21 protein-coding genes are annotated in these 24,056 nt (G+C 49.3%); 17 read left to right on the top strand and 4 right to left on the bottom strand.

Going from position 1 to position 24,056, the window contains the following annotated elements:
• Window positions 1-77: 77 nt before the first annotated feature.
• The 14 genes from KO087_RS01945 (at window position 78) to KO087_RS01880 (ending at window position 16,051) form a co-directional block, all read left to right on the top strand.
• Window positions 78-1,382, top strand: coding sequence for an NAD(P)H-dependent oxidoreductase (locus KO087_RS01945; protein ID WP_215507164.1), 1,305 nt, complete (start codon window positions 78-80; stop codon window positions 1,380-1,382).
• A 35-nt stretch (window positions 1,383-1,417) separates the two neighbouring features.
• Window positions 1,418-1,834 carry an RrF2 family transcriptional regulator gene (locus KO087_RS01940; RefSeq protein ID WP_215507162.1) on the top strand — a complete coding sequence of 139 codons (417 nt, stop codon included), beginning with the start codon at window positions 1,418-1,420 and terminating at the stop codon, window positions 1,832-1,834.
• Window positions 1,835-2,058: 224 nt separating this feature from the next.
• Window positions 2,059-5,148, top strand: a complete 3,090-nt coding sequence (gene ileS / locus KO087_RS01935; RefSeq protein ID WP_215507160.1) for an isoleucine--tRNA ligase — start codon at window positions 2,059-2,061, stop codon at window positions 5,146-5,148.
• A gap of 3 nt (window positions 5,149-5,151) precedes the next feature.
• Window positions 5,152-5,754: a histidine phosphatase family protein gene (locus tag KO087_RS01930; protein ID WP_215507158.1), complete on the top strand. Its 603-nt coding sequence runs from the start codon at window positions 5,152-5,154 to the stop codon at window positions 5,752-5,754.
• Window positions 5,755-5,762: 8 nt separating this feature from the next.
• Entirely contained in the window at window positions 5,763-6,740 is a 978-nt protein-coding gene (locus tag KO087_RS01925; RefSeq protein WP_215507156.1) for a 1-aminocyclopropane-1-carboxylate deaminase/D-cysteine desulfhydrase, read from the top strand.
• 179 nt (window positions 6,741-6,919) lie between these two features.
• Window positions 6,920-8,977: an elongation factor G gene (gene fusA, locus KO087_RS01920; protein ID WP_215507154.1), complete on the top strand. Its 2,058-nt coding sequence runs from the start codon at window positions 6,920-6,922 to the stop codon at window positions 8,975-8,977.
• 267 nt (window positions 8,978-9,244) lie between these two features.
• Entirely contained in the window at window positions 9,245-10,807 is a 1,563-nt protein-coding gene (locus tag KO087_RS01915) for a sensor histidine kinase (protein ID WP_215507152.1), read from the top strand.
• Window positions 10,779-11,381, top strand: a complete 603-nt coding sequence (locus KO087_RS01910; protein ID WP_215507150.1) for a response regulator transcription factor — start codon at window positions 10,779-10,781, stop codon at window positions 11,379-11,381. Before KO087_RS01915 ends, KO087_RS01910 begins: the two co-directional genes overlap by 29 nt.
• A 105-nt stretch (window positions 11,382-11,486) precedes the next feature.
• Entirely contained in the window at window positions 11,487-12,128 is a 642-nt protein-coding gene (locus KO087_RS01905) for a hypothetical protein (RefSeq protein ID WP_215507148.1), read from the top strand.
• Between the two features lie 75 nt (window positions 12,129-12,203).
• Window positions 12,204-13,427 carry a hypothetical protein gene (locus KO087_RS01900; RefSeq protein ID WP_215507146.1) on the top strand — a complete coding sequence of 408 codons (1,224 nt, stop codon included), beginning with the start codon at window positions 12,204-12,206 and terminating at the stop codon, window positions 13,425-13,427.
• Window positions 13,424-14,521, top strand: a complete 1,098-nt coding sequence (locus KO087_RS01895; protein WP_215507144.1) for a hypothetical protein — start codon at window positions 13,424-13,426, stop codon at window positions 14,519-14,521. Before KO087_RS01900 ends, KO087_RS01895 begins: the two co-directional genes overlap by 4 nt.
• 12 nt (window positions 14,522-14,533) lie before the next feature.
• Entirely contained in the window at window positions 14,534-15,391 is an 858-nt protein-coding gene (locus KO087_RS01890; RefSeq protein WP_215507142.1) for an ABC transporter ATP-binding protein, read from the top strand.
• 212 nt (window positions 15,392-15,603) lie between these two features.
• Complete coding sequence (locus tag KO087_RS01885; RefSeq protein ID WP_215507140.1) at window positions 15,604-15,777, top strand: hypothetical protein; 174 nt, start codon at window positions 15,604-15,606, stop codon at window positions 15,775-15,777.
• Window positions 15,764-16,051, top strand: coding sequence for a hypothetical protein (locus tag KO087_RS01880; protein ID WP_215507138.1), 288 nt, complete (start codon window positions 15,764-15,766; stop codon window positions 16,049-16,051). Before KO087_RS01885 ends, KO087_RS01880 begins: the two co-directional genes overlap by 14 nt.
• A 26-nt stretch (window positions 16,052-16,077) precedes the next feature.
• On the opposite strand, the gene KO087_RS01875 is transcribed toward KO087_RS01880, so the two are convergent.
• On the bottom strand, window positions 16,078-16,863 hold the full coding sequence (locus KO087_RS01875; RefSeq protein WP_215507136.1) for a zinc dependent phospholipase C family protein: 786 nt from the start codon (window positions 16,861-16,863) through the stop codon (window positions 16,078-16,080).
• Window positions 16,864-16,907: 44 nt separating this feature from the next.
• On the opposite strand from KO087_RS01875, the gene KO087_RS01870 reads away from it, so the two are divergent.
• Window positions 16,908-18,107, top strand: coding sequence for a hypothetical protein (locus KO087_RS01870; RefSeq protein WP_215507134.1), 1,200 nt, complete (start codon window positions 16,908-16,910; stop codon window positions 18,105-18,107).
• Between the two features lie 81 nt (window positions 18,108-18,188).
• On the opposite strand, the gene gltA is transcribed toward KO087_RS01870, so the two are convergent.
• Together gltA and KO087_RS09550 are read right to left on the bottom strand one after the other, a co-directional pair.
• Window positions 18,189-19,571 carry an NADPH-dependent glutamate synthase gene (gltA, locus tag KO087_RS09555; RefSeq protein WP_349665970.1) on the bottom strand — a complete coding sequence of 461 codons (1,383 nt, stop codon included), beginning with the start codon at window positions 19,569-19,571 and terminating at the stop codon, window positions 18,189-18,191.
• A complete protein-coding gene (locus KO087_RS09550; protein WP_340413209.1) occupies window positions 19,571-20,422 on the bottom strand; it encodes a sulfide/dihydroorotate dehydrogenase-like FAD/NAD-binding protein in 852 nt (283 codons plus the stop codon). Before KO087_RS09550 ends, gltA begins: the two co-directional genes overlap by 1 nt.
• 161 nt (window positions 20,423-20,583) lie before the next feature.
• On the opposite strand from KO087_RS09550, the gene thrC reads away from it, so the two are divergent.
• Both thrC and thrB read left to right on the top strand, forming a co-directional pair.
• A complete protein-coding gene (gene thrC, locus KO087_RS01860; protein ID WP_215507132.1) occupies window positions 20,584-22,020 on the top strand; it encodes a threonine synthase in 1,437 nt (478 codons plus the stop codon).
• A complete protein-coding gene (gene thrB / locus KO087_RS01855; protein WP_215507131.1) occupies window positions 22,013-22,876 on the top strand; it encodes a homoserine kinase in 864 nt (287 codons plus the stop codon). The genes thrC and thrB overlap by 8 nt, the downstream gene beginning before the upstream one ends.
• Window positions 22,877-22,913: 37 nt before the next feature.
• Here the strand turns inward: thrB and KO087_RS01850 are convergent, their stop codons facing one another.
• Window positions 22,914-24,035 (bottom strand): alanyl-tRNA editing protein, encoded by a 1,122-nt coding sequence (locus tag KO087_RS01850; RefSeq protein ID WP_215507128.1) that lies wholly within the window; start codon window positions 24,033-24,035, stop codon window positions 22,914-22,916.
• Window positions 24,036-24,056: the final 21 nt, after the last annotated feature.

The raw sequence follows: 24,056 nt of genomic DNA, 5'->3' as shown, positions 1-24,056 counted from the left end.
TACAAGCCGGTGGCCACCTCGTGCCACAGACACGGAAAATGTATGCTATAATTCTAAAGAATGATGGGAGGACAAATATGAAACTACAAGAAGATTTGTCTAAACGCGGTCCCATTCGCATCGCCGTCGTCGGCGCCGGCTTAATGGGATCGGGATTGGTTGCACAATTAAAAACAATTCATAATATAGACGTCATCCTCTGGTCGTCCAGAAGAGAAGAAGGCCTTTTGGCCAAGGCGAAAGATGTGGGCTTAAAGGACGACGGATACACATTTACCGCCGATGCAAACGAGGCGGAGGGTCTAGTCAATGAAGGGAAGATGGTTTTAACCACAGACAATTCCCTGGCATGGCGACTAAATGAGGTCGATGCCATTTGCGACTGCACCGGCAACACGGAAGCCGGCGCCTGCATCAATGAAAACGGACTGAACGCGGGCAAACACATTATCAGCTTTAATGTGGAATGCGACGTGCTCCTCGGGCCCTACTTTTTGAAAAAGGCGAAGGAAAAAGGCCTTTGCTACACAGGCACGGCCGGAGATGAGCCCGGCGCCATTATGGAACTGTATAACTTTGCGACCTTTTTAGGTTTTCGCGTCGTCGCCGCAGGAAAGGGAAAAAATAATCCCATGAATGTGGAGGCCACGCCGGCGACGTTAAAAGACGAGGCGGAGAAAAAGGGAATCAGCCCCCGCATGCTCACCTCCTTTGTCGATGCCACCAACACCATGATCGAGCTCAATGCCGTATGTAATGCCACGGGGCTTTTGCCCGATGAAGGCGGCTGCGTGGGCATGCACGCCACCATCGATGAATTGAGCCGAAAGCTTCGCACAAAAGATCTCGGCGGGGAGATGAACCGCACCGGCACGGTTAATTTCGTGCACGGCATCGCCCCCGGCGTCTTCGTATCCGTGGAAAGCGACGAACCCATGATCCGTCGGGAAATGCCTTATTTATCCATGGGCGACGGGCCCAATTACATTTTTTATCGGCCCTATCACCTGACAAATATCGAAACCCCTTTGACAATAGCAAAAGCTGTTATGTATAATGAACCCACCATCGCACCGGAGGTCGGCTATGTGGCCCACACCGTGGCCGTCGCAAAAAAAGACATGGAAGCCGGCGATGCCATTGAAGGCATTGGATCCGACACCTGCTACGGCACCTTGGTGGAAGGCGAAACGGCCTACGAAGAAAAGCTGCTGCCCATCGGGCTCATCGTCGGCGAGACGAAACTGGCCCGTCCCGTAAAAAAAGGCGCCCGACTCCGCCTTGACGATGTGGTTTTAGATCGAAACAGCACCTTGGTAAAATTATTTAATCGGGAGCACGATGGCTTTTACGCTTTACCGAAAAATATAAACATGGTATAATATCGTACCTGACAAATAAAGGAGGATGTGACATTGTGAAGCTGACACAGGAAATTGACTACGCCTTTCGAATTATCGCCTATTTAGCGGCAAATGAAGGCCAAGTTGTCGGCGCACCGACGATTGCCGAGGCTATGGGCGTACCTTCCAGATTTACTTTGCGTATCTTGCGAAAGCTGAACATAGGTGGGCTGACCAAGTCACGCCGCGGCGCGAAAGGCGGCTATAGCCTGAATCGTCCGGCCGAAACCATTTCGTTGTATGATATTATCTTAGCCATTGACGGCCCCATCGAATTAAATCGATGCATGCACGCCAATGATCCTTATTGCAACCGCTTTGATTCCGAAGAAATTAAAGGCTGCATTTTTCACCGCACCATTTACGGCCTGCAAAAAGACATCGTGAGCCGTCTAAAGGACATGACAATTACAAATTTCATCGAGAAATAGAAGCCGAAGACTTTTGCTCCCTATTCACAGAGAGGTACAGCAGCTGAGACGTGCCATTACAGTAGAAGTCGCATCACCTTCCTTAGAACCCTACGGGTCGTCCGCCGCGTTAAGGCTTTGAGTGATAGAATCCTATAAGTAGGGTGGTACCGCGTATAAAAGCGTCCCTTCGTCAACAGACGAAGGGGCTTTTTTTATAGATTATGAAGAAAGAGGAGAGAATTATGGCAAAGTTTAAAACACTGTCCCAAGACATCGCTGACGTGCGTGAAAAGCGCATCGTCGACTTCTGGCAAGACATGGATCTGTTGAAACGATCCGTCGAAATTCGAGAAGGAAACGACGATTTTATTTTCTACGAAGGGCCGCCGACAGCCAACGGCAAACCCGGTATTCACCACGTCATGGCGAGAACCTTAAAGGACTTGACTTGCCGCTACAAAACCATGCAGGGCTATCGGGTCAACCGCAAAGCCGGTTGGGATACCCACGGCCTGCCTGTAGAAATTGAAGTGGAAAAGAAGCTGGACCTTCACAACAAACAAGACATCGAAAAATACGGCATCGAAAAGTTTAACAAAAAGTGCCGCGAATCGGTTTTCGAATACGAAGGCCTGTGGCGGAAGATGACCGCCCGCATGGGTTATTTGGTCGATTTGGACGACCCCTACATCACCCTGAACAACAGCTACATCGAAAGTGTCTGGCACATTTTAGATAAAATGTTTAACGACGGCCTCATCTACGAAGGCCACAAGATCCTGCCCTACTGCCCCCGCTGCGGCACCGGCCTCGCCTCCCACGAAGTAGCCCAAGGCTATCAAGAAGACAAGACGCCCACCATTACCATGAAATTCAAGGCCGTGGATGAAGATGCCTACTACCTGGCATGGACCACCACGCCCTGGACCGTGCCCTCCAATGTGGCACTGGCCGTACACCCGGATGTGGATTACGCCAAGGTGAAATACGGCGACGGGAATGTTTACTACCTGGCGAAAAATCTTATGGACAAGGTGCTGAAAGATGAATACGAAGTCATCGAAGTGGTCAAGGGCAAGGATTTAGAGGGTCGCCGCTACGAACAACTCATCGATCAAATTCACGTGGACGGCAACGCCTTTGTCGTCGTCCTCGCCGATTACGTCACCACGGAAGACGGTACCGGCATCGTGCATACGGCACCGGCCTTCGGGGAGGACGACTATCAAACGGGCCGCAGAAACGACCTGGCCTTCGTGAAACCCGTTGACGACGACGGGAACTTTACCGAAACCCAGTGGAAGGGCCAATTCGTTCACAGCGTCAACGAAGAAATCATCGACTACCTGAAGATGCAAGACAAAGTCTTCAGCAAAGAAACCATCGTCCACAACTATCCCCACTGCTGGCGCTGCAAGACGCCCTTAATCTATTACGCTCACCCCTCCTGGTACATTGAAGTGACCAAGATGAAGGATCAATTGGTGAAAAACAATGAAGGCGTCAACTGGTATCCGGATTTTGTCGGCGAAAAGCGCTTCGGTAACTGGCTTGAAAACTTAAACGACTGGGCCATCTCCCGGTCCAGATACTGGGGCACCCCCTTCCCGATCTGGCGCTGCCCGGATTGCGGCAAGCTTCGCAGCATCGGAAGCATTAAGCAATTGGTGGAAGAATCCATCGAAGACATCGACGAAACCATCGAGCTGCACCGACCCTATGTCGACGACGTGCACCTGAGATGCGAATGTGGCGGCGTCATGGAAAGGGAAACGGATGTTATCGACTGCTGGTTCGACTCCGGGGCCATGCCTTTCGCTCAATGGCACTATCCCTTTGAACACAAGGAAGATTTCGACAAACTCTTCCCCGCCAACTTCATCAGTGAAGGCATCGACCAAACCCGCGGTTGGTTCTACTCCCTTTTGGCCATCTCCACCTACATGACCGGAAAAGCGCCCTACAAGAGCGTTTTGGTCAACGACCTGATCTTGGATAAAGACGGCAAGAAGATGAGTAAATCTAGGGGCAATACCGTATCGCCTACGGAGCTCTTCGAAAAATACGGCGCCGATGCCGTGCGCTGGTACCTCATGTACGTTTCTCCGCCGTGGACGCCGACGAAATTCGACGAAGACGGCCTTCGGGAAGTGAACGGGAAATTCTTCCGCTCCCTGAGAAACACGCACAATTTCTTCACCATGTACGCCAACATTAACGGCGTGGATCCCAGAGAAATCAAAGACGTCACCTACGACGAAATCGACCGCTGGATGCTTTCCAAATACAACAGCCTCCTGAAATCCGTGCTGGAAAACATGGAAATTCACGAAGTGACGAAAGTGGTTCGCGACATTCAAGATTTCGTGGCGGAAGATTTGTCCAACTGGTACATCCGCAGAAACAGACGGCGCTTCTGGGACGAAGCGGACACCCCCTCGAGGGATGCAGTCTTTAAAACGACCTACGACGTGCTCCTCGGCCTTGCGAAAATGATCGCCCCCTTCGCGCCCTTTATCGCCGAAGAGTTTTACCAAACCTTAGACGGCGGCGAAAGCGTCCACTTAACGGACTATCCCACGGTGGATGAGATGGCCATCGACGAAAAGCTGGAAGAAAAAATGGCCATCGTCCGTCAATTGGTGACCTTGGGCCGCGCCGGTCGCGAAAACGCCAAGATCAAAGTGCGTCAACCCTTGGGCGAAGTCTTGGTCGACGGGGATTTAAAACCCATCATCGGCGATCTCACCGATTTAATTAAAGAAGAGCTCAATGTAAAAGAGCTGGTCTTCTCCGACGACTTAACCGAGTATATGACCTACAGCTTAAAGCCCAATTTCCAAGAAGTGGGCAGAAAGTTCGGTCCTAAGATCAAAGATTTCCAAAAACAATTGGCACAAAGCGACGCCAAAGCCCTTTACGACGAGCTGAAGAAGGGCAGCGTCACCATGAACTTAAACGGCGAAGACACGGAAGTCAGCCTTGACGACGTGCTCGTAGACATTTCCTCGAAAGAAGGCTTCGACGTCTGCATGGAAGACAATCTCTTCGTGATCCTGGATACGGAACTCACCGAAGAATTAATCGCCGAAGGCTATGTCCGCGAATTTGTCTCCAAGGTTCAAAAACAACGGAAGGCCAACGACTACGAAGTCACCGACCACATTGCCATCGCATACGACGCCGAAGGCGATGTAAAGGCCGCTTTGGAAGAGGCGAAAGAACAAATCATGGAAGAAACTTTGGCCGATGCCATGGAACTGAAATCCGTGGATGCGGAAAAGACCGATTTAAACGACGGCACCATCGCCTTTGTTCTTACACGCATCTAAACCATGAAGCTTTATCTTCTGCGCCACGCGGAAACTGAGTGGAACAGAGAAGATCGCATTCAGGGACAAATGGATTCGCCCATTACCCGGGAGGGGGAGGCGGCCATCGACGCCATGGCGGCATGTCTTGCTTCGATTCCCTTCGATTGCTGCTACACTTCGGATCTCATGCGGGCGAGGAAAACGGCCGAAGGCTTGCTGAAATCCCGCGCCGTGCCCATTATAGAAGAAGAGGCCCTGCGGGAATTGCCCTTGGGCCCTTGGGAAGGCATGCTTTTTAAAGATATATTAAAAGATCCTCTGGCCCAAGTTTATTTAAAGGCGCCGGATGTTTATCACCGCGAAGGCCTAATGGATTTCTACGATCTCTACGAGAAGCTTTCAGCCTTTCTCATGAGGCTTGAAACGTCGGATTACGACCACGTGCTCATTGTCGGCCACGGCGTGAGCATACGGGCCCTCTACCACGTCATGGAAGGAGTGGCGGTGAAGGATTTCTGGTCCCGGCCCATTGCCGCTCCCGTGGGCCTGGGCATCTGCACCTACGAGAAGGGCACCTGGCAGGTGCTCCGACGGGCCGATGCAGAAGATGGATTGTCTTATTGAGGTGTTCAATGAAAAAATTATCTTTAGCCAATACGCCGACGCGTATCGAATCGATACAACTCATGGATGCGGACCTGCCGGCAAATTTATTTATTAAGCGGGACGACATGACCGGCGTCTCGGTGACGGGCAATAAAATTCGGAAGTTGGAATACCTGTTTCAACAGGCCCTGGACGAGGGCGCCACGGATATTATTACCACCGGCGCCGTGGGAAGCAACCACGCCCGAGCCACGGCCATGGTCTGCGCCCGCTTGGGCTTTGGGTGCCACTTGCTTTTAGTGGGGCCGGACGATGCCCCCGATGAAGGGAATCTCTTTTTGGATCGCCTGGCCGGCGCCGAGGTGCGCTTTATCAGCCAAGAAGCCTACGACGCCAATCACCGCGGGATCATGGCGGCGTGGAAAGAAGAACTGGACGGAGAAGGAAAGAAGACCTTGATTATTCCCATGGGCGGCTCTAACGGCCTGGGAAGCTTCGGCTATGTGGACTGCTTCGACGAAATCCTCGCCCGGGAAAAAGACATGGGCATCACCTTTGATGTGGTGGCTTGCGTCGCAGGCAGCGCCGGCATGCTTGCAGGCCTCGCCTACGCCAACGCCCTCAGGGAGTCGAAAAAAGACATTGTCGGCATTTCTGTCGCCGCACCGGCCTTTGTCATCGAGGAAAAATTGCTTCCCCGCATCGTGGGTGAGATGAACGAATTAAAGGGCACGAGCATTTCCGCCGAGGCCACGGTTATCGACGACTACGTGGGCCGAGGCTACGCATTAAGCCGGCCGGAAGAGCTGGAATTTATTTGGGACTTCGTCTCCCAAACGGGGATTATTTTGGATCCCGTCTACACGGGCAAAGCCATGTACGGCCTTGTTTCGGAAATTTTAAAAGGCCGTTGGGAGGCGGATAAAAACATCCTCTTCATCCACTCCGGCGGCGCCTTCGGATGGACGGGAAGCCAAATTCGCGCCCTGTTGCGAAAAGAATAAAGAGAGAAACGAGCTTCGGCTCGTTTTTTTCGTGGCGCAAAAACAGCGCCGAGGGCGGCCGCGACTATAAATTATGACAAGAAGAGGGGAGGATGAATGCAAATCTCATCGGGCTATGATATAATTGTAACCATAAAAACGTTTCCGTAAGGAAATCGCACGATAGGAGGAATAATTGAATGAAAGCATATAACACGAAAGAAGTTCGTAACTTGGCCCTTGTCGGGCACAGCGGATCGGGCAAGACCAATTTAACCGAAGCGCTCTTGTACCAATCCGGTGCCACGAAACAAATCGGACACGTGGATCAAAAAAATACCATGTCGGACTTCTCTAAAGAAGAAAAAGAACGGGGAACGTCCATCGGCACCAGCATTATTCCTATCGAATGGCGAAAGATGAAATTAAATATTATCGACACGCCCGGCTACATGGACTTTATCAGCGAAGCCATGGGCGCCTTGAGAGCGGCCGAAGCGGCATTGATGATTATCGACGCCACCGCCGGTGTCCAAGTGGGTTCGGAAAGAATGTGGAAATATACGGAAGAAATCGGCTTGCCGCGTATTATTTTCGTGAACAAGATCGACGGAGAAAACGTTAATTTCCGCGCCTTAATGGAACAAATCGAAAGCCTCTTCGGTAAGAAAGTTATCCCCTTCTCCGTCCCCATCGGCGAAGGCGACAGCTTTGTCGGCGTCACCGACGTTATTTTCCAAAAAGGCTTTGAATATAAAAACGCCGCCCCGGAAGAAGTGGAATTAAATCACGATCAAGTGAAAGCCACGGAGCGTATGTACGAAGAAATCGCCGAAGTGGTCGCCGAAAGCGACGAAGTCCTCATGGACAAATACTTCAGCGGCGAAAAATTCACTCGCGACGAATTGCTCCGCGGAGTTACCGCCGCCCTCATTAACGGTGACGCCGTGCCCCTTTTGGTAGGCAGTGCGGAAAAAGGCATCGGTATCGATATTTTATTAAACACCATCGTCAACTACATGCCCGCACCCGACGACGAGCGTGCCCACACCGGCTTCCGCTACGAATCCGGCGAAGAACACACCATTTCCGACGACGAAGCTTTCTCCGCCGTTGTATTTAAGACCATTACCGACCCCTATGTTGGTAAAATTTCCATCTACAAAGTCTTGAGCGGCACCATGACCAAGGACACGGCTCTCTACAACAGCTCCCAAGATGCAGATGAAAAGAACACCGGCCCCTTTGTAATTCGCGGCAAGGAACAAGTCCCCGTGGATGTGATCCACGCCGGCGACATCGGCGCTATTTCGAAGCTCACCGTCACCAAAACCGGCGACACCCTTTGCGACAAGGCCCACAAAGTGGTTTACAAGCGCGTAAAAATGCCGCAACCGGTTTACTTCTATGCCATTGAAGCGGCATCGAAAAACGACGAAGAAAAACTCACCCTGTCCCTTCGAAAGCTTCAAGACGAAGACCCGGGCATCGTGATCAATCGCAACGCCGAAACGAAACAAATGACCATCGGCGGCCAAGGCAATGTTCACTTGGACGTCATCTTAGACAAATTAAAGAACACCTTTGGCGTGGAAGTGAAGAAAGTGCCCTTTATCGTGCCCTATAGAGAAACCATTCGCGGCACTGCATCGGTTCAAGGGAAACACAAGAAACAATCCGGCGGCGCCGGCCAATACGGCGACGTATGGATTCGCTTCGAACCCACCGACGAAGGCTTTGTCTTCGACGAAGAAGTCTTCGGCGGCAGCGTGCCGAGAAACTACTTCCCCGCCGTTGAAAAAGGCTTGGAAGAATCCATGGAAAAAGGCGTCCTCGCCGGCTTCCCCGTTACCGGCGTCAAGGCCGTGCTCTACGACGGCAGCTACCACGACGTGGACTCCAACGAAGTCAGCTTTAAAATGGCGGCATCCATCGCCTTTAAGAAGGGGATTGCCGAAGCGAAACCTGTGCTCTTAGAGCCCATTATGGCCGTTGAAGTGGCCGTGCCCGACGAATACATGGGCGATGTCATGGGCGATATGAACAAGCGCCGCGGCAGAATCCTCGGGATGGACCAACAACCCGGCGGCGGTCAATTAATTATGGCCGAAGCACCGCAAGCGGAAATGTATGAATACGCCATCGACCTTCGGGCCATGACCCAAGGCCGCGGTTCCTTCACCATGGAATTCGTTCGCTACGAAGACGTACCCGCACAACTGGCGGAAGAAATTATCGAAAAAGCAAACAAAGAATAAATCAAAAAAGGCATCCGAAAGGGTTGCACTGACCCCCAAAAGTTGGACCAAGAAATCCAATCTTTGGGGGTCACTTTAGTTTGTGGCGTGTTTTTGCGTTGAGCAAGAGCAAATTCTTTGCCGAAAGGCGAGGAATCCACTTTAACTTTAGATCAATCATCAAACATCGGAAGACGGCTCCAATGATGTTCGGACAAAAGTTAGGTGAAAATTCCTTTTCAATTCAGTATGATTAAAATAGAGACTAATGGACGTGAGGAGGAAGCCGTGAATCGATTTTTGCCGTATAAAAAACCGATCTTGCTTTGGAGCCATAGCCTAACCCAGCTGGCCCTTTATTGGTTTTATTTAGTTGCCGTAAAAAAAGGTGGCGGCAGTTTTCATATCGCCGCTTTAACCGGTCTTTTTACGCTCACAAATTTTATCTCTTATTTCATTCTGCTGGAGGAGAGAGAAAAAAATTACGTCTATCGGGTTTGCACTACCCTACTTTTGATTCCCCTTTATTTTATCTCGGAAGATTTCATCGTCGCGTATCTGGTCAATGACATTCTTCTTCGTTACTTTTTTGTTCTTCAGCTGATTTTTTCCTATATGGATATCGTCTTAGAAGGAAATTTTCACTTCGGTCCTTTTCGTCTTTTGACCCTCCTCGCTTTTTTAGCGATCTATCTTTTATCGACCTTTTCTTCTCTGGAGGTCAACTTTCTATACATGGGGGTCTACTTAATTTTTTGTTTGTTTCCCCTTCTTTTTATCCTGGTCAAAAAGAAAGAAATACAGGGGCGGGGCCTTTACAGTTACCGGATTATGATGTCAACTGCGGTCTTTTTGGTCTTGTATTTATGGGGAAGTTTCTATCTCTCTTCCCTATGGAATTATTTTGAGAATTACGAGGAATTTTATATGATGGCCGTCTTAGCCGCCATCTTAATCTATTTGCTTACAAAAGCGTGTCGTTTATCCCTCAAAGCCTTTGTCCCGTCTTTTAAAGAGTGGGCGAAGTTTTGCTCTGTGCTTTTTCTCATCCTTTTTATCGTCAATGGTTTTCCAAGGAAATTTACCGAAATCTTCTTTCTCTCCCTTTACTTGAGCGCGTTTTTCGTCATGGTCTCCAATTACTTCAATTACCGCGACTTGAGCCGGGAAGAGATAGACAATCTCTTGAACAGGGGAAAGGAAAATCTCCTGTTGGATAAGTATTCGCGCCTCTATTCCGAGAAAAACACTCGCTTTCTTCACGATATGATTTTGCAGGACATTATTCTCGTACAGAAGCTGGTTCAAAAGGCCCCGTCTTTTTCCGAGAGGGAGCAAGTTCTGGAAATTCTCTCGAACAACATTAAAAAAATTCGTCAAGAATTGAATGCCTATGACCCAATCTTTAGTCCCAAGGTAAGCTTAAGCAACAATTACTACGGCCTTATTAAGGATTTAGAAGACAAGTATCAAAATCGAGGCATACTAATCGACTTTACTTGTTCCGAGGACTTTTTCGTGCCCGGTCCTTACGACCGCTTTCTGTATAAAACCCTTTACGAGTTGGTGAGCAATCTTTTTAAACACGGAAAGGGCGATTACGTGGAAATTCATTTGGAGAAAAAACAAAATGAGATTCGTTTGTCCATGACAAATTACGGCGATTACTTGGAGGACGGTGCGGGGCGGGGAACCGGCTTGAGATTGTTGGATTTCGAAACCAAACGGTTGGACGGAATATTTCAGGTAGAAGAGGGCCGAGAAGGGGAGGAAAAGTACCTGGCCTTTTATGTGAATGTACCGATTAAGAAGGAGCGGATCTATGAAGATTATGTTAATCGAAGATCATAAAATGCTGGCCCAATGTCTGAAGATGGATTTAGAATCCGGCGGGGACATCCGTGTGGATATTCCGGAGAAAATGAAGGACATAAAAGACAAATTACAAGAAGAGACCTACGATCTTCTACTTATAGACATTAATCTGGACGGCTTGGCGAAGGGAGAAAACGGTCTGAAGTTAAGCGAAGCGTTGATACGGGATTACGGTGTGAAAGTGTTGATTTTATCGGGCTATAATCTTGATTTTTACCGGGAAAAGGCCAAGGATATGGGCTGTATGGGGTTTATTTCGAAAGAAGAATCGACCCAAAGTCTTTTAGCGAAGATACGAGGGGTTTGCCTGGAGAACAAAAGGTATTTTTCTTCTAAGAAACATCTTCAGGAAAAGCTCACGGAAAACGAATTAAAAATTCTCCGCCTCTATGCCTCGGGAAAATCACGAAAAGAAGTCGCAAAAGAAGCCTATATGTCCACCTCTTCCCTAGCCGTTTTATTAAATCGCATTTACGGCAAGTTGAACGTAAAGAATTACCAAGAAATGGTACAAAAAGCCAGAGAAATCGGCTATATCGATCCCTTTTAAGAAGAAGCGCCACAAGCCTTCTTCTTTTTTTGTGAAAAGTTCGGACAAAAGTTAACTGTGACCGAGGTGTAAATTGCCTATAATCAATAGAAAAGGAGATGGAAGATGATGAACAAGAAAAAAGTGGTTTTAGGAATTTTTGTGGTTTTAGTCGTTCTGGCCTCGGCGCTGTATCTAAAAAAAGAATCCACCTATTCCATGGTGCAGGACCAAAGGAAAAGTGAAGATAGCCAAGGTAAAACACAGGACGGTCCCGATGAGAGAAGCCCGCAAGACATTGCTGCGGACAAAAAGATTGCCAAGCAACGGGCGAAGAACAGAAAGGATTGGCTCGAAGAAGGTCGTATCGGCTCGGTGACCAGAGGCGGCGACATCGTCCTCGGGCCGAGGAGGGATGAAAGAGACCCGAAATTATTTGCCGAGTTGGATCAAGCGGTATCGAATTATATTAAATCAAAACCGGACATCTATCCACCGAGGGAAGAGGGACACGAGAACGATAATGACGCAGAGTTGGTCTTTATGCCGACGGTGGATTACCGAATTGATGAGATGATTGGCACCATCCCTGCGGAAGCGCGAAAAGGACCGATTCAAGGTCTTAAGAATGACGAACTCTTTGTCTATGAAGCCAGGCGGCTGGACGGGTCCTATGACGAACTTCTCCTAGCCAAGCCTCATGGCGAGAAGGAATGGAAGGTGGTCTTTGCCGGGTCTTACTACGACTTGAAAAAGGCGGTTCAATAAGGGCAAAAAACGAAAAAAATTCTTTTGAAGAGCAGTAACAGGACGGCCAGTGTTAGTAAAAAGGGGGAGAAGTCGATGTTTGCTGTCGTAAAACTGGAATTAAAAAAAATAGCGACCAAGAACAATGCCCTGATTGCGTGCCTGTTTTTGTTGATTTGTGTGGCCAAGATTCTTCCCTATAGCCAATCCCTGGACATGGTATTAGAGGGAGGAAAGTTTGGCTCCGGCCTTTCCTATTGGAAATTGATGAAAGAAGAAGGGATTAAATACGACGGCCTTTTAACCGAAGAGCAAATGAAAAAGGTCCAGACCCTTTACAACGAAAGCAAAGAAAAAGACTTTGTGGAAGGCGCACGAACGGAAGAAAAAGAGTTGGGCTTGAAGCTGATTTATCCCTTCCAGTGGCTCGCGCAAAGTTTGAATTTTCCGAAAGAGATTGAAATCCAGGACTTTTCAATTCATATGAGCGACCAAGGGATTGAAAATTTTTACCAAGATCGCTTAAAGGCCATTGGTTCATGGACTCACACCTCGTATCGGTCCTACGACCGGTCGGAGGTTGAAATCATTCTTCGCCAAGCCGGAGAAGTGAAAACGCCCCTTTACTATGCTTACAACGAAGGCTGGCGTTACATGGGCGATGCCCTGCACATGACTTTTAATATTTTTTTAATCTACTTGGCCCTCGCCTTGTCTTCCTTAACGTCGGCCGACGAAGCGCAGGGATTTACTGAAATGGATGTGCACGCGAAGAATGGGCGCCTTTCCCTCTACTTAGCCAAGGTAAGGGCGGCAGAATTATTTGCAGGACTCGCGTACCTCGCTTATTTGTTTTTTTTACTTCTCTACCACGGGATGATTTATTCCCTTCACGGAGCCGATGCCTCCATCGAATTTTATGCCGGACCGGCGATTTTCAACCTCACTACTTGGCAAGGGTATTTTCTGGAAGCCTTATCCGGTTTTGCCGCCGTTCTCGTGGTGGTCAATATCATTCTCTTATTCTCCCTGGTCTTTCGCAAGTCGAAAGTCTCCCTGCTCGTCTTGGTGCTCGCCTTTGTTTGGCTTGAGAAGTGGGCGGATTCGCCGCAGCCTTGGGCGAATACTCTGGCCTACTTTACGCCGCAAAACTTTGTGCGAGGTGATTTCTCCGCATCCAAGCTTTTTGTCCTTCAAAACCACGTCTATCCCTTTACGGCGATGGCCTGTTTTCTGTCTTTGATTTACATTGCGAGTAGCCGAATTTTGGCCATGCCGATAATGAACCGCTATTACTTAAAAGGAGGAGAGGGCAAATGAAGTTTTTACTGGAAGTCAATAGAAAAAGAATGCTTCCCTTCCCCTACCTTCCGGCCCTCTGTCTGTTTTTGTTGCTTTCGTCGATCTGCCTTATCAAGGCGGAACAGATGAGGTATCTTCAAGAGAGCTTGCACGTGGAAATTTCTGACGGTACGGAATACCGCTATCTGATGGAGGAGACCTGGTACGACGATACAAAAGTGGAGGATTTAATTGCAAAGTACGACTTGCCTCAAGAAAATTTGATCAAAGAGGATATTGATATCGACGAGTTTTTGCCGGTGGAGAGTGTAAATGACGCTCTTCTCCGGGGAAAAAAACCCCGAGCACAAGGCTTTTTCGAGTATCGAATGAATCTGATAAAAAAGGCAGGCCAAGCTCAAGGAGCAAAGCCAATGGACCGGCTCCTTATCGGCTATTGTGAAGGTTGGAAAGTTCTCCTCCGTAACTCCGATAAGATTTTTTACGCCGTCGCCTTGTCCTTGCTTTTTCTCCTCGTTCCGGTAATGAAAGAAGACGAGCGGTTCAAAACGAAGGACATGGTGGAAGCCACCCTTTACGGGAAGAAAAAACTCTTTCAGGCTCGGCTGATCAACGGTTTGGAAATTGGCGTCTTCACCTATGTGGGCGGCGTGGCTCTGTTTTCTCTTTTGGTTTTGTTTATTTACGGAAGCGACGGCCGAGACCTTTTCATTCAAAATTCAAGAGAATTTTTCCTCTTTCCTATTCAGGTGACCTATCTTCAGTATTATATCTATAAATTTTTAAACGGCCTCGCATTGACCTTTTGCCTTGTCTTTCTTTTTCTTTTTTTAGGCGATCGAATCAAAGACGTCAAGGTCACCTTTTCCCTCGTTCTGGCCTATGTGTCCATTCATTTCTTGCTTCAATCCCTGTGGACGTCTCCCGTTACCGGGAAATTCTTCTTCCTCTCTCCATTGGCTTTAATAAATATTGAAGGCCTTTGCGCTCGCGTATCTTCTCCGGGGCTTGAAGGTTGTTATTTGCTTTCACTGATCATCCCAATGGTTTACGGGGCGCTCTTATGGATCGGGTTGTGGTTGGGAAAAAGGAAGTCGTTTGGTGAAGCATAAGGAGCGCTGATTATGTTAAAAATTGAAAGCTTAAGCAAAAAATTTGGAAAGAAAGAAGCTCTTTCGGATGTGAACATGGAACTGGATTCCGGAATTTATGGGCTTTTAGGGGACAACGGCGCCGGTAAGTCTACCTTGATGCGGTTATTGGTCGGCGTAGATACGCCGACGAGGGGCCATATCCTCTACGAGGGAGAGGACATTTCTCAGTTGAAGGGGAAGTATCGTGGTCTTTTAGGTTACATGCCCCAGGAATTTGCGGTCTTTCCCGGCTTTACGGCCGGTGAGTTTCTAACCTATATGGGCGCATTAAAGGGATTAAGTAAAAGGGAATTGAAGGAAAAAATCCCCCGGGTTCTCGCTTTTGTAAACCTTCAGGATGTGAAAGACAAAAAAGTATCGACTTTTTCCGGTGGAATGAAGCGGCGAGTCGGCATCGCTCAAGCCTTACTCAACGATCCGAAAATCCTAATTTTAGATGAACCGACGGCCGGTTTGGATCCCGGCGAACGCATTCGATTTTCAAATATTTTGTCCAATATGTCCAAAGACAAGATCATTCTTTTTTCAACCCATATTATTTCCGACATTGAAGCCATTACAAAAAACATTATTATTTTAAACGACGGAAAAATCAGGGCCAAAACCACGTCGGATAAGTTAATCAAAAAAATGGAGGGCCTTGTGTTTGAGACGATGCTTCCATTTACGGAATTGGCGGCTTATGAAAAAAAGATTCAAATTATTCGGATGCGTTATGAAGGGGAGTATTTAAAAATTCGCTACACAGGCAGTACCTTGGAAGGCGCCCGTCCCGTCCAAGCGAATCTTGAAGACTACTATATTCTTCATCGCAACGAAGTTATTTAGGCACTGCATCCATGAAAAAGGGCCTGCGGTTGAACTAACCTAAAACAATCTTAAAAACCTGGGGTGGGAGGTAAACAATGAAATCCGCATAGAACGAATGTTATGTAAAACAAGATCGAGCAAGCGAAATGCTTGCTCGATTAAGTCCATTTTATGGGGTCACCCAGAAAGGATGCCTTTACATATTTTTTTGGCCGTTGTAAAATAAGTTTATGAAACGATATTTACTCTTATTCTACGACGTCAGCCGCTTTTTTATTTTTTCAAACGTATTAAGTGAATCGGATAAAATTTGGGTTCGGATTCTCTGCTCCATTTTGCTCGTGGCATCGGCCTATGATTTTATCGACCATGTAAAAGAGGTATTTCACCATGAACAAGCTTAAATCCATTGTGAAAAAGGCGGCCCTCGTTTTTGCCATGGTGGGCTTTGGGGGCTTTCTTTTAATGATCCTTACAAAAAGTGCCTATCCGGATCCCCTCTTTGTGTGGATTAGCCGCATTTCCCTGCCGGCGGTTTTCATCAGCCTGGGCCTGTATGCTATCTTCTGGCTTATGGAACTTGCGGATCTCGTAAAGAAGAAGGCCTGGGGCCTGGTGACCGGCCATTTGCTTATCGGCGCCCTCTTGTGTTTTATCGTCTTGAGAAGAATGTTGTAAGACCTCATCGAAGGATGAGGCCTTTTTTACTGTCCGTTGAAATTTAATTGGAAAAAGGTCGGATACTCGCCGCCCTCCGTGAAGGCCGCTACGGCTTTTCCGGCAATGGGGTAGGCCAGCATCATGAGCTCTTTCATCACGGGATTGGTGACGTAGACGGAATCCTCGTAGCCATTGGGATTTAAAAGCATGCCGCCGAAGGAATCGTCCACGCCCAATGCCCTTAGGAGCCTGTGTTTGCCATCGTAGGCTTTTAAATCGTCCACGTGGAAAAATTGCTGGCCCATGCGAAAAGAGGCCAGGGCCCGGCGGACGTCGTGGCCATTGATGGTGTAGGCTGCGTAAAGGGGGGCGACGGCTTCCGCTACAGTGGCGGGGGCAGGCAGGAGATCTCGGCAGAGAAAGGTCGTGGGATCGTAGCCCTCTTCTTCTAAAATCACCCGGTCGAAGTCCCGCTCCAAGGTGACGTGGTCGATGGAAATTTTCTCCTCCACCCGATCGATGTAGGGATGAACCGTCATGTCCAGAGAAAAATGGGTGAGGAAACCGAAAAAGTAGGCCCAAGTGGGGGAGGGGACGGGCCCCTTGCGGATCCAATCACCGTTTTTTGCGATGAAATCCATGAGAGGCTTGCCGTGAATTTGTCCGCCGATTTTATGTTTCTTCGAGAGCAGGTAGTAAAAGAAAATATCCGGCCCTTGAGCGCCCAGGGCGTAGTGATCGGGGTAGGCGGCGATGATTTTTTGTGCCTTTTCGGGCAAGATGGGCAAGAGGCGCTGTGCAAAAAAATAATGGGTAACGAGACTGGCCATAACAACTCCTTTCGAGCTTTGGTATACTATAGGTGGAGGTATCAATGGAACAACAATACAATGATTTTATAAACAGCCTGACAGGCGATTATGTAGAGGATTTAAATGCCATCTACGACGAAATACAAAAGCTTTCCCTTGCAGGGGAAGGGGAACTGGCCCAAAAGCTTTTAACTTACGGACAACAGCTTATGGCCGAGCACCGCACAGAAGGCGGCGACTACCGCAGCCTCAAACAAGACGGCGCCGGCATCGATAAGTTTTATACCCTATTAGACGCGGTTTTCGCCAAAACATTGGACGAAGACATGGAAGGGGCCAAGGAATTTATCGACCGCATGGTAGAAGAGGTGGATTTTTTAAGAACGGCCCTCGAAGCCTTGGACAGCGGCGAAAAATTCTATTCCTTCCAGTCCATGGTGGAAGAAGTGATTTGCCGCGTGGAACGAGACGGCGATCGCCTGCCCATTTTAGGGCCCGAGGTGGATATGTGGCTCACCCTTCGCGGCGGCGTGGCGGCGGAATTAAAGGACTACGATGGCGCCCGCAGGTATTTGGAAAAAGCCTTGGCGGTGAACCCTATGTCCACGGCCAATTACCTGACCCTTTCGAAGGTGGCTCGCCAGGAAGGGGATATGGAAAGGGCGAAGGCCTACAATCAACAGGCCTTTGAATCGGCCTATCTCGCATCGGATTTCTCCCAGTGTTTCTCCAACGAGGGCTATTTCCTCTTTAAGGAAAACAGACCGGCCTTGGCCCTTGCCATGAGCATGATCGCCAAGGATTACGATCCGGACAACGACGCCGCCGAAGGGAATCTCCTGATGATCGGTCAGCGTTTCGGCAATCCCACGCCGGCATCGAAGGAAGATTTCTTAAATTACCTGAAAGAGCGCAACATTCAAGGCACCTTGGATCCGGATCGAGTGGAAATTTTAAAGCGTGTCGCCGAAAAAGCGGAGGAAGAAGGCAATGTGGACTTCGCCATGGAAATCTACATTAACCTCGACGCCATATTAAAAGACGAGGCCATTCACAAAAAAATCCACGAATTGGCCGCCTATTACGAAAGAGATGAAGAGGATCATTGCTGCGACTACGACCATGACCATGGAGACTGTTGCGGCCACGATCATCATCATCATCATGACGATTGTTGCAGCCACGATCATGAACACCATCATGAGGACTGTTGCGGCCACGACCATCATCACGACGATTGCTGCGGCCACCACCACGAATAGGGCGGTCCCGGCAATTAACCTGAAACAAAAAAAGCAGCCGACGATGCGGCTGCTTCTTTCATTGGATTTCTAAGGGAAATCTTATTTGTTTTTGTTCTTGATGTATTCATCGATCCCTTCGGCAGCTTGTTTACCTGCGCCCATGGCCAGGATAACCGTTGCGGCACCGGTAACGGCGTCGCCGCCGGCAAAGACGTCTTCAACAGAGCTTTGGCCGACTTCGGAAATAATGATGCCTTGTTTTTTGTTGGTTTCGATGTCCGGGTTGGTGCCGGTAATCAAGGGGTTCGGGTTGGTACCCAAAGCCATAATAACCGTATCCACTTCCACATCAAAGTCTTCGCCTACCTTGGGAACGGGGCGACGACGTCCCGATTCATCGGGTTCGCCGAGTTCCATGGGGCGAAGGGTCATGCTCGTAACCCAACCGTCGTCATCGGCGTGGATTTCAACGGGGGAGGTGAGAAGATGGAACTTAATGCCTTCTTCCTTGGCGTGGTGAACTTCTTCGGCACGGGCGGGGAGCTCGGCTTCCGTACGACGGTAAACGATGGTTACATCGGCGCCTAAACGCTTTGCCACGCGGGCAGCGTCCATGGCCACGTTGCCGCCGCCGATAACAGCGGTTTTGCGACCGGCGATAATGGGCGTGTCGTAGCCGGCTTCGTAAGCGTGCATGAGGTTGGTACGCGTTAAGAACTCATTGGCACTGAAGACGCCGTTGTAGTTTTCGCCGGGGATGTCCATAAAGCGGGGAAGACCGGCGCCGGTACCTAAGAAGATGGCTTCATAGCCTTCGTCGCGAATGGCTTCTAAGGACATGGTGCGACCGATGATGGTGTTGGTTTCAAATTTAACGCCCAAGTCTTTTAATTTTTCCACTTCGCTGGCGACGACGGTGTCGGGCAAACGGAATTGCGGAATACCGTAAACCAAAACGCCGCCGGGTTGTTGTAAGGATTCGAAAACCGTAACGTCGTAACCTTTTTTCAAAAGTTCGCCGGCAACGGTAATGCCTGCGGGGCCTGCGCCGACGACGGCAACTTTGTGGCCGTTGGACGGTTCGGGTTGAATGGTTTGAATGTGATTTTCACGAGCGTAGTCGGCAGCGTAGCGTTCCAACTTACCGATACTGACGGCATCGCCTTTATTCGCTAAGACGCAGTATTTTTCGCATTGGCTTTCTTGGGGGCAGACGCGACCGCAAACGGCAGGCAGTGCCGTGTGTTTGGAAAGCTCCATGGCAGCGCCTTTGGCATTGTCTTCGGCGATTTCGTGGACGAAAGCGGGAATGTTGACGGAAACCGGGCAGCCCTTTACACATTGGGGATTTTTACAGTTTAAGCAACGTTTCGCTTCTTGGACAGCTTCCTCGTGATTGTAGCCGTAGCAAACTTCTTCGAAATTCTTGTTCCGTTTATTGGGATCTTGTTCCCGTACGGGCACTCTAGTAAAGCGATCCATTACGCATTCCTCCAGACTTGTTGACCCTTTGTCTTTTCCACGTTCATGTATTGTCTTTGACGCTTCATAGCCAAGTCGAAGTCCACCTTGTGGCCGTCAAATTCCGGTCCGTGGACGCAGGCGAACTTCGTTTCGCCGTCGATATTGACGCGGCAAGCGCCACACATACCGGTTCCGTCGACCATAATCGGGTTTAAGGAAACGATGGTGTGCAGATCGTATTTCTTCGTGGTGAGGCAAACAAACTTCATCATGATCATGGGGCCGATGGCGACACATGTATCGTAGGATTTGCCTTCGTTTTCGATGAGATCGTCGATTTTTGCCGTAACCATACCGTTGAAGCCATAGGAGCCGTCGTCGGTGGTAACGTAAAGTGTGCAGTCCAGATTCTTGAATTCTTCTTCGTAGATAACGGCATCTTTGTTTTTGAAGCCGATGATGACGTCGCAGTGAATACCGCGTTCAGACAGGTAACGGACTTGCGGATAGACCGGTGCGGCGCCGATACCGCCGCCGACAAATAAGTACTTTTTTTTCTTTAATTCTTCGTCGCTCAATTCGGTGAAATCCGAAGGAACGCCTAAGGGGCCGACGAAGTCTTTCAGTTCATCACCTTTTTCTTTTTGAGACAGCTTCGTTGTCGACGGACCGGATGCTTGAACAACTAAGTCAACCCAGCCTTCTTCGCGATCGTAATTGGCGATGGTTAGCGGCACGCGTTCAGCGCGTTCATCGGAGATAACGATGACGAATTGTCCCGGTTGAGCGGCAACGGCGACACGCGGCGCGTGAATGCGTAGCAAAAACACATTGGGCGCCAGATTCTTCTTTTCTAAAATTTTAAACATACTACCCTCCCTATATTGTTGTACGTCCATTATAGTAAATAGTTAGAAAAATATCAACCTATGAAATGGTTTTTTCGTTAGCGTTTGCCTCTTGATCGAGGGGCGAAAATAGCGTAAACTGTGATACACTAAAAAGATAAAAGACATAAAAGGAGACGACGATGCAATTTTTTTCTACCCGAGACAAAAGCCGTGTGGTAACGGCAAAAGAGGCAATTTTCAAGGGTCCTGCCGATGACGGTGGCTTGTTTGTTGCGGATCAAATTCCGAAGATCGACTTAAAACAATACATGGACTATTCCTATGAAGCGTTGGCGGCGGAAGTGCTCCATTTATTTTTCGAAGATTTTTCTAAAAACGATTTACTAAATTGGACAGAGAAAGCCTACGGTTCTTTTTCCGGGACGGAACCGGTGGGTTATTTCGACCTGGACGGCATCACCGTGGCGGAATTATTCCACGGGCCCACGGCGGCGTTTAAAGACTTCGCTCTGCAAATGCTTCCCTATCTTATGGCTGCATCGGCGGAGGGAAGAAAGGTGCGGATCTTAACGGCCACCAGCGGCGACACGGGCAAGGCTGCCTTGGCCGGTTTTCAAGATGTTGAGAACACGGACATCTTTGTCTTTTATCCCGCTCACGGCGTGAGCACCATGCAGCGGCGGCAAATGTCCACGCAGCGGGGGAGCAATGTTTACGTCTACGGCATCGAAGGCAATTTTGACGACGCCCAGCGCACGGTGAAAGAAATTTTCGGAGACGACGCCTTAAGGGAAGCTTCTCGACGCGCGGACATCGAATTTTCTTCGGCCAATTCCATTAATATCGGCCGCCTGGTGCCCCAAGTGGTGTACTATTTGTATTCCTATTTGGCATTGGTGCGCAGAAACACCATTGCCATGGGCGATACCATCGACATTTGCGTGCCTACGGGCAATTTCGGCAATATTTTAGCCGCCATGTACGCCAAGGAAATGGGCATGCCTGTGGGACGGTTTATCTGCGCTTCCAATAAAAACCACGTGCTTACGGATTTCATTACCACCGGCGTCTACGACAGAAACCGCGACTTCTTTAAAACCACTTCGCCTTCCATGGATATTCTTGTGGCGAGCAATATTGAGCGCTACCTGCATTTGGTTTTGAAGAAAGATTATAAAGTGCGGGAGAAAATGGAATCCTTAAATGCCACGGGCCGCTTCGAGATTCCCATGGACGTCATCAACCGCTCGAAGCTCGTAGGCTATTGGTCCACGGATGCGGAAGGGGAAGCGCGGATCAAGGAAGTGTTCGATCGCTTCGGCTATGTCATGGATCCCCACACGGCGGTAGCCTACGACGGAGCGAAGAAACACGGCTCCGCCAACCATGTTCTCGTGATGGCCACGGCGAGCCCCTACAAATTCCCCGACACGGTGGCGGATGCGTTGGGCATCGAAGGGGAAGGGGATGTGGATCTCCTGAAAAAAATCGAAGATGCTACCGGTGTTCCTTGCCCGAGGCCTTTAAGGTCGGTCTTCGATTTGCCCGTGCGCTTCAATGAAAGCATTACGGTGGATGAAATGAAAGAAGTGGTAAAGGAGGGATTTCATGATTAAACTGCGTGTGCCGGCGACGACGGCCAATATGGGACCGGGCTTCGACGTTATCGGTTTGGCTTTGGATTTATACAACACCTTTACCTTTGCCCTCGACGGCGGCGATTGCGACAGAGAGAGCATGATCTATGAGGCGGCGAAAGTGGTCTTCGACAAGGCAGACGCCTCCATGGAAAAATTCAGCTACCGGGTCGATGCGGACATTCCCATCGCCCGGGGCTTGGGCAGCAGCGCCACTTGCATCGTCGGCGGCATGGTGGGAGCCAATGAATTGCTTGGCGCGCCCTTTACCCAAGATGAAATTTTAAAAATGGCGTCGGATTTCGAGGGCCATCCGGACAATGTGGCGCCGGCCCTTCTAGGCGGCTGCGTCATCAGTTTGCCTACAGACGACGGCGTGGTCTACAGAAAGATCAACAACATCGACAACTTCGCCACCATTGCGGCCTTCCCGGACTTCGATTTGTCTACGGCCAAGGCGCGGGCGGCGCTCCCCAAGTCTCTGACCTATGCCGATACGGTGTCGAACATCGGCCACATGGGCTTTTTGATTCACGGCTTGGAAACCGCCGACACGGAGGCGTTGTTCTTCGGCTTGGAAGATAAAATTCACGAGCCCTACCGCAGCAAACTTATCGCCGGCTACGACGTGATGAAGACGTTGGAAGAGCGCCACAATGGCCGCGTCCTCATTAGCGGCGCCGGGCCTACCCTCTTATTCGTCTCGGAAAAATCCGCCGATCTGGAGGCCATAAAAAAGGACTGGGAAAAAATATCCGAACCCCTGGATGCCACCTGGGACATTCGAATCCTGCACATTACCACCACCGGCGTGGAAATTTTGGAAAATGCATAAAAAAGAGCCCTCGGAAAATCCCGAGGGCTTTTGATTGTTACAGCAATTGCTTTTGAATGGCAATTAAGAAGCGTTCCATCAGCGGGTTCATTTGCGTGCGGGGCACATTGATCTGCACGTGATACATATTGCCGGAGCCTTCCAAATCGCCTTTTAACCGATCCATGATTTCTTTTAAATCCACCGGTACATCGGCGCTTCGAAGGATGTGAATCTGGGCTTCGTTGCCGTTGGGAATGCCGTAGATTTGCACGGTCTTCGCCTTTTTTTGGATGGCATTGGACAGGTACTTAAAGCTTTTGAAATTGATGTTTTCCAAGGTGGTGTAAATATAGCCCACGCCTTCGACGGTGCGTCGCTTGGCCATAAATTCATGAACCTGCTCCATGGCCATGGCTTCTTCCATTGAATCGATTTTTTTCTTTTGTTCGTCGATTTTGCCGTGAAGTTTTTTCACCGCCTGCCAAATGCCCTGGGTGGTGTTTTCCTTCAGGTACATGGACAGATTTTTCGTCAGGTAACGGTGGTTTCTGTAATCGTCTAAGGCGCATTTGCCGCAGACGAAGGTGAGCTTCAGGCCTTCTTCCTCTTTTTCGATTTTTTGAATAGCAAAGAGAGCCACCTCACCGGTGTTTTTCAACAGCGGCCCCACGCTGTACACCTTGTCTACGGAGGGGATGGTCACCTCGCCCTTTTCTTCTTGAATCGGCAGATTGGATTCGATAAGATGATTGACGTAGTTTTCTATTTTTTCAAGGGACATAAAGCCGATGTCTTCGGCATCGACGACGAGGTAGCAGGCTTCTTCCGTGGAGCCTGAGAGGACTTTGGCGTGGAGAAGCTTTTCCAAGGCGCAGGTAAAGAGAATGCGGGCGATATTATTTTGCATGGACTGCAGGCGGCGGGGCCAGTCGATGGAAAGTTCCGCCTCCTTGCCGCTTTCTGCCGCATCCATTTTGCACTGAATGCGCCCGCCTTCGACGGTGTAGTCTACGGCCTCGCCGTCCAGGGTGATTTTATCGCCGGTGTAGTAGCCCTCCACGGGCGGGGCGACGATGCTGTCTTCTAAAAAGAAATAATCAAAGCCTTTACTTTTTACGGTGTCGGGAACGGTGATTTTCATGGATTTACGGTAAGGTTCCCTCAGATACAGGGCCATAGGCGCCTCCTTTTGTTTAAT

The organism is Peptoniphilus rachelemmaiella (assembly GCF_943169845.1).
Classification (GTDB): Bacteria; Bacillota; Clostridia; order Tissierellales; family Peptoniphilaceae; genus Aedoeadaptatus; species Aedoeadaptatus rachelemmaiella.
Note: the sequence above shows the minus strand (reverse complement) of the source record. Positions and strands in the feature narration are given on the sequence as shown.

What these genes read in the sequence shown, in the direction of transcription:
- KO087_RS01880 (WP_215507138.1), top strand. Translation starts at nt 15,764, where the DNA reads ATGAACAAGCTTAAATCCATTGTGAAAAAGGCGGCCCTCGTTTTTGCC.
- KO087_RS01870 (WP_215507134.1), top strand. Translation starts at nt 16,908, where the DNA reads ATGGAACAACAATACAATGATTTTATAAACAGCCTGACAGGCGATTAT.
- KO087_RS01850 (WP_215507128.1), bottom strand. Translation starts at nt 24,035, where the DNA reads ATGGCCCTGTATCTGAGGGAACCTTACCGTAAATCCATGAAAATCACC.
- fusA (WP_215507154.1), top strand. Translation starts at nt 6,920, where the DNA reads ATGAAAGCATATAACACGAAAGAAGTTCGTAACTTGGCCCTTGTCGGG.
- KO087_RS01900 (WP_215507146.1), top strand. Translation starts at nt 12,204, where the DNA reads ATGTTTGCTGTCGTAAAACTGGAATTAAAAAAAATAGCGACCAAGAAC.
- KO087_RS01910 (WP_215507150.1), top strand. Translation starts at nt 10,779, where the DNA reads ATGAAGATTATGTTAATCGAAGATCATAAAATGCTGGCCCAATGTCTG.
- KO087_RS01895 (WP_215507144.1), top strand. Translation starts at nt 13,424, where the DNA reads ATGAAGTTTTTACTGGAAGTCAATAGAAAAAGAATGCTTCCCTTCCCC.
- KO087_RS01875 (WP_215507136.1), bottom strand. Translation starts at nt 16,863, where the DNA reads ATGGCCAGTCTCGTTACCCATTATTTTTTTGCACAGCGCCTCTTGCCC.
- KO087_RS01890 (WP_215507142.1), top strand. Translation starts at nt 14,534, where the DNA reads ATGTTAAAAATTGAAAGCTTAAGCAAAAAATTTGGAAAGAAAGAAGCT.
- KO087_RS01930 (WP_215507158.1), top strand. Translation starts at nt 5,152, where the DNA reads ATGAAGCTTTATCTTCTGCGCCACGCGGAAACTGAGTGGAACAGAGAA.
- thrC (WP_215507132.1), top strand. Translation starts at nt 20,584, where the DNA reads ATGCAATTTTTTTCTACCCGAGACAAAAGCCGTGTGGTAACGGCAAAA.
- KO087_RS01945 (WP_215507164.1), top strand. Translation starts at nt 78, where the DNA reads ATGAAACTACAAGAAGATTTGTCTAAACGCGGTCCCATTCGCATCGCC.
- thrB (WP_215507131.1), top strand. Translation starts at nt 22,013, where the DNA reads ATGATTAAACTGCGTGTGCCGGCGACGACGGCCAATATGGGACCGGGC.
- gltA (WP_349665970.1), bottom strand. Translation starts at nt 19,571, where the DNA reads ATGGATCGCTTTACTAGAGTGCCCGTACGGGAACAAGATCCCAATAAA.
- KO087_RS01885 (WP_215507140.1), top strand. Translation starts at nt 15,604, where the DNA reads ATGAAACGATATTTACTCTTATTCTACGACGTCAGCCGCTTTTTTATT.
- ileS (WP_215507160.1), top strand. Translation starts at nt 2,059, where the DNA reads ATGGCAAAGTTTAAAACACTGTCCCAAGACATCGCTGACGTGCGTGAA.
- KO087_RS01905 (WP_215507148.1), top strand. Translation starts at nt 11,487, where the DNA reads ATGATGAACAAGAAAAAAGTGGTTTTAGGAATTTTTGTGGTTTTAGTC.
- KO087_RS01925 (WP_215507156.1), top strand. Translation starts at nt 5,763, where the DNA reads ATGAAAAAATTATCTTTAGCCAATACGCCGACGCGTATCGAATCGATA.
- KO087_RS09550 (WP_340413209.1), bottom strand. Translation starts at nt 20,422, where the DNA reads ATGTTTAAAATTTTAGAAAAGAAGAATCTGGCGCCCAATGTGTTTTTG.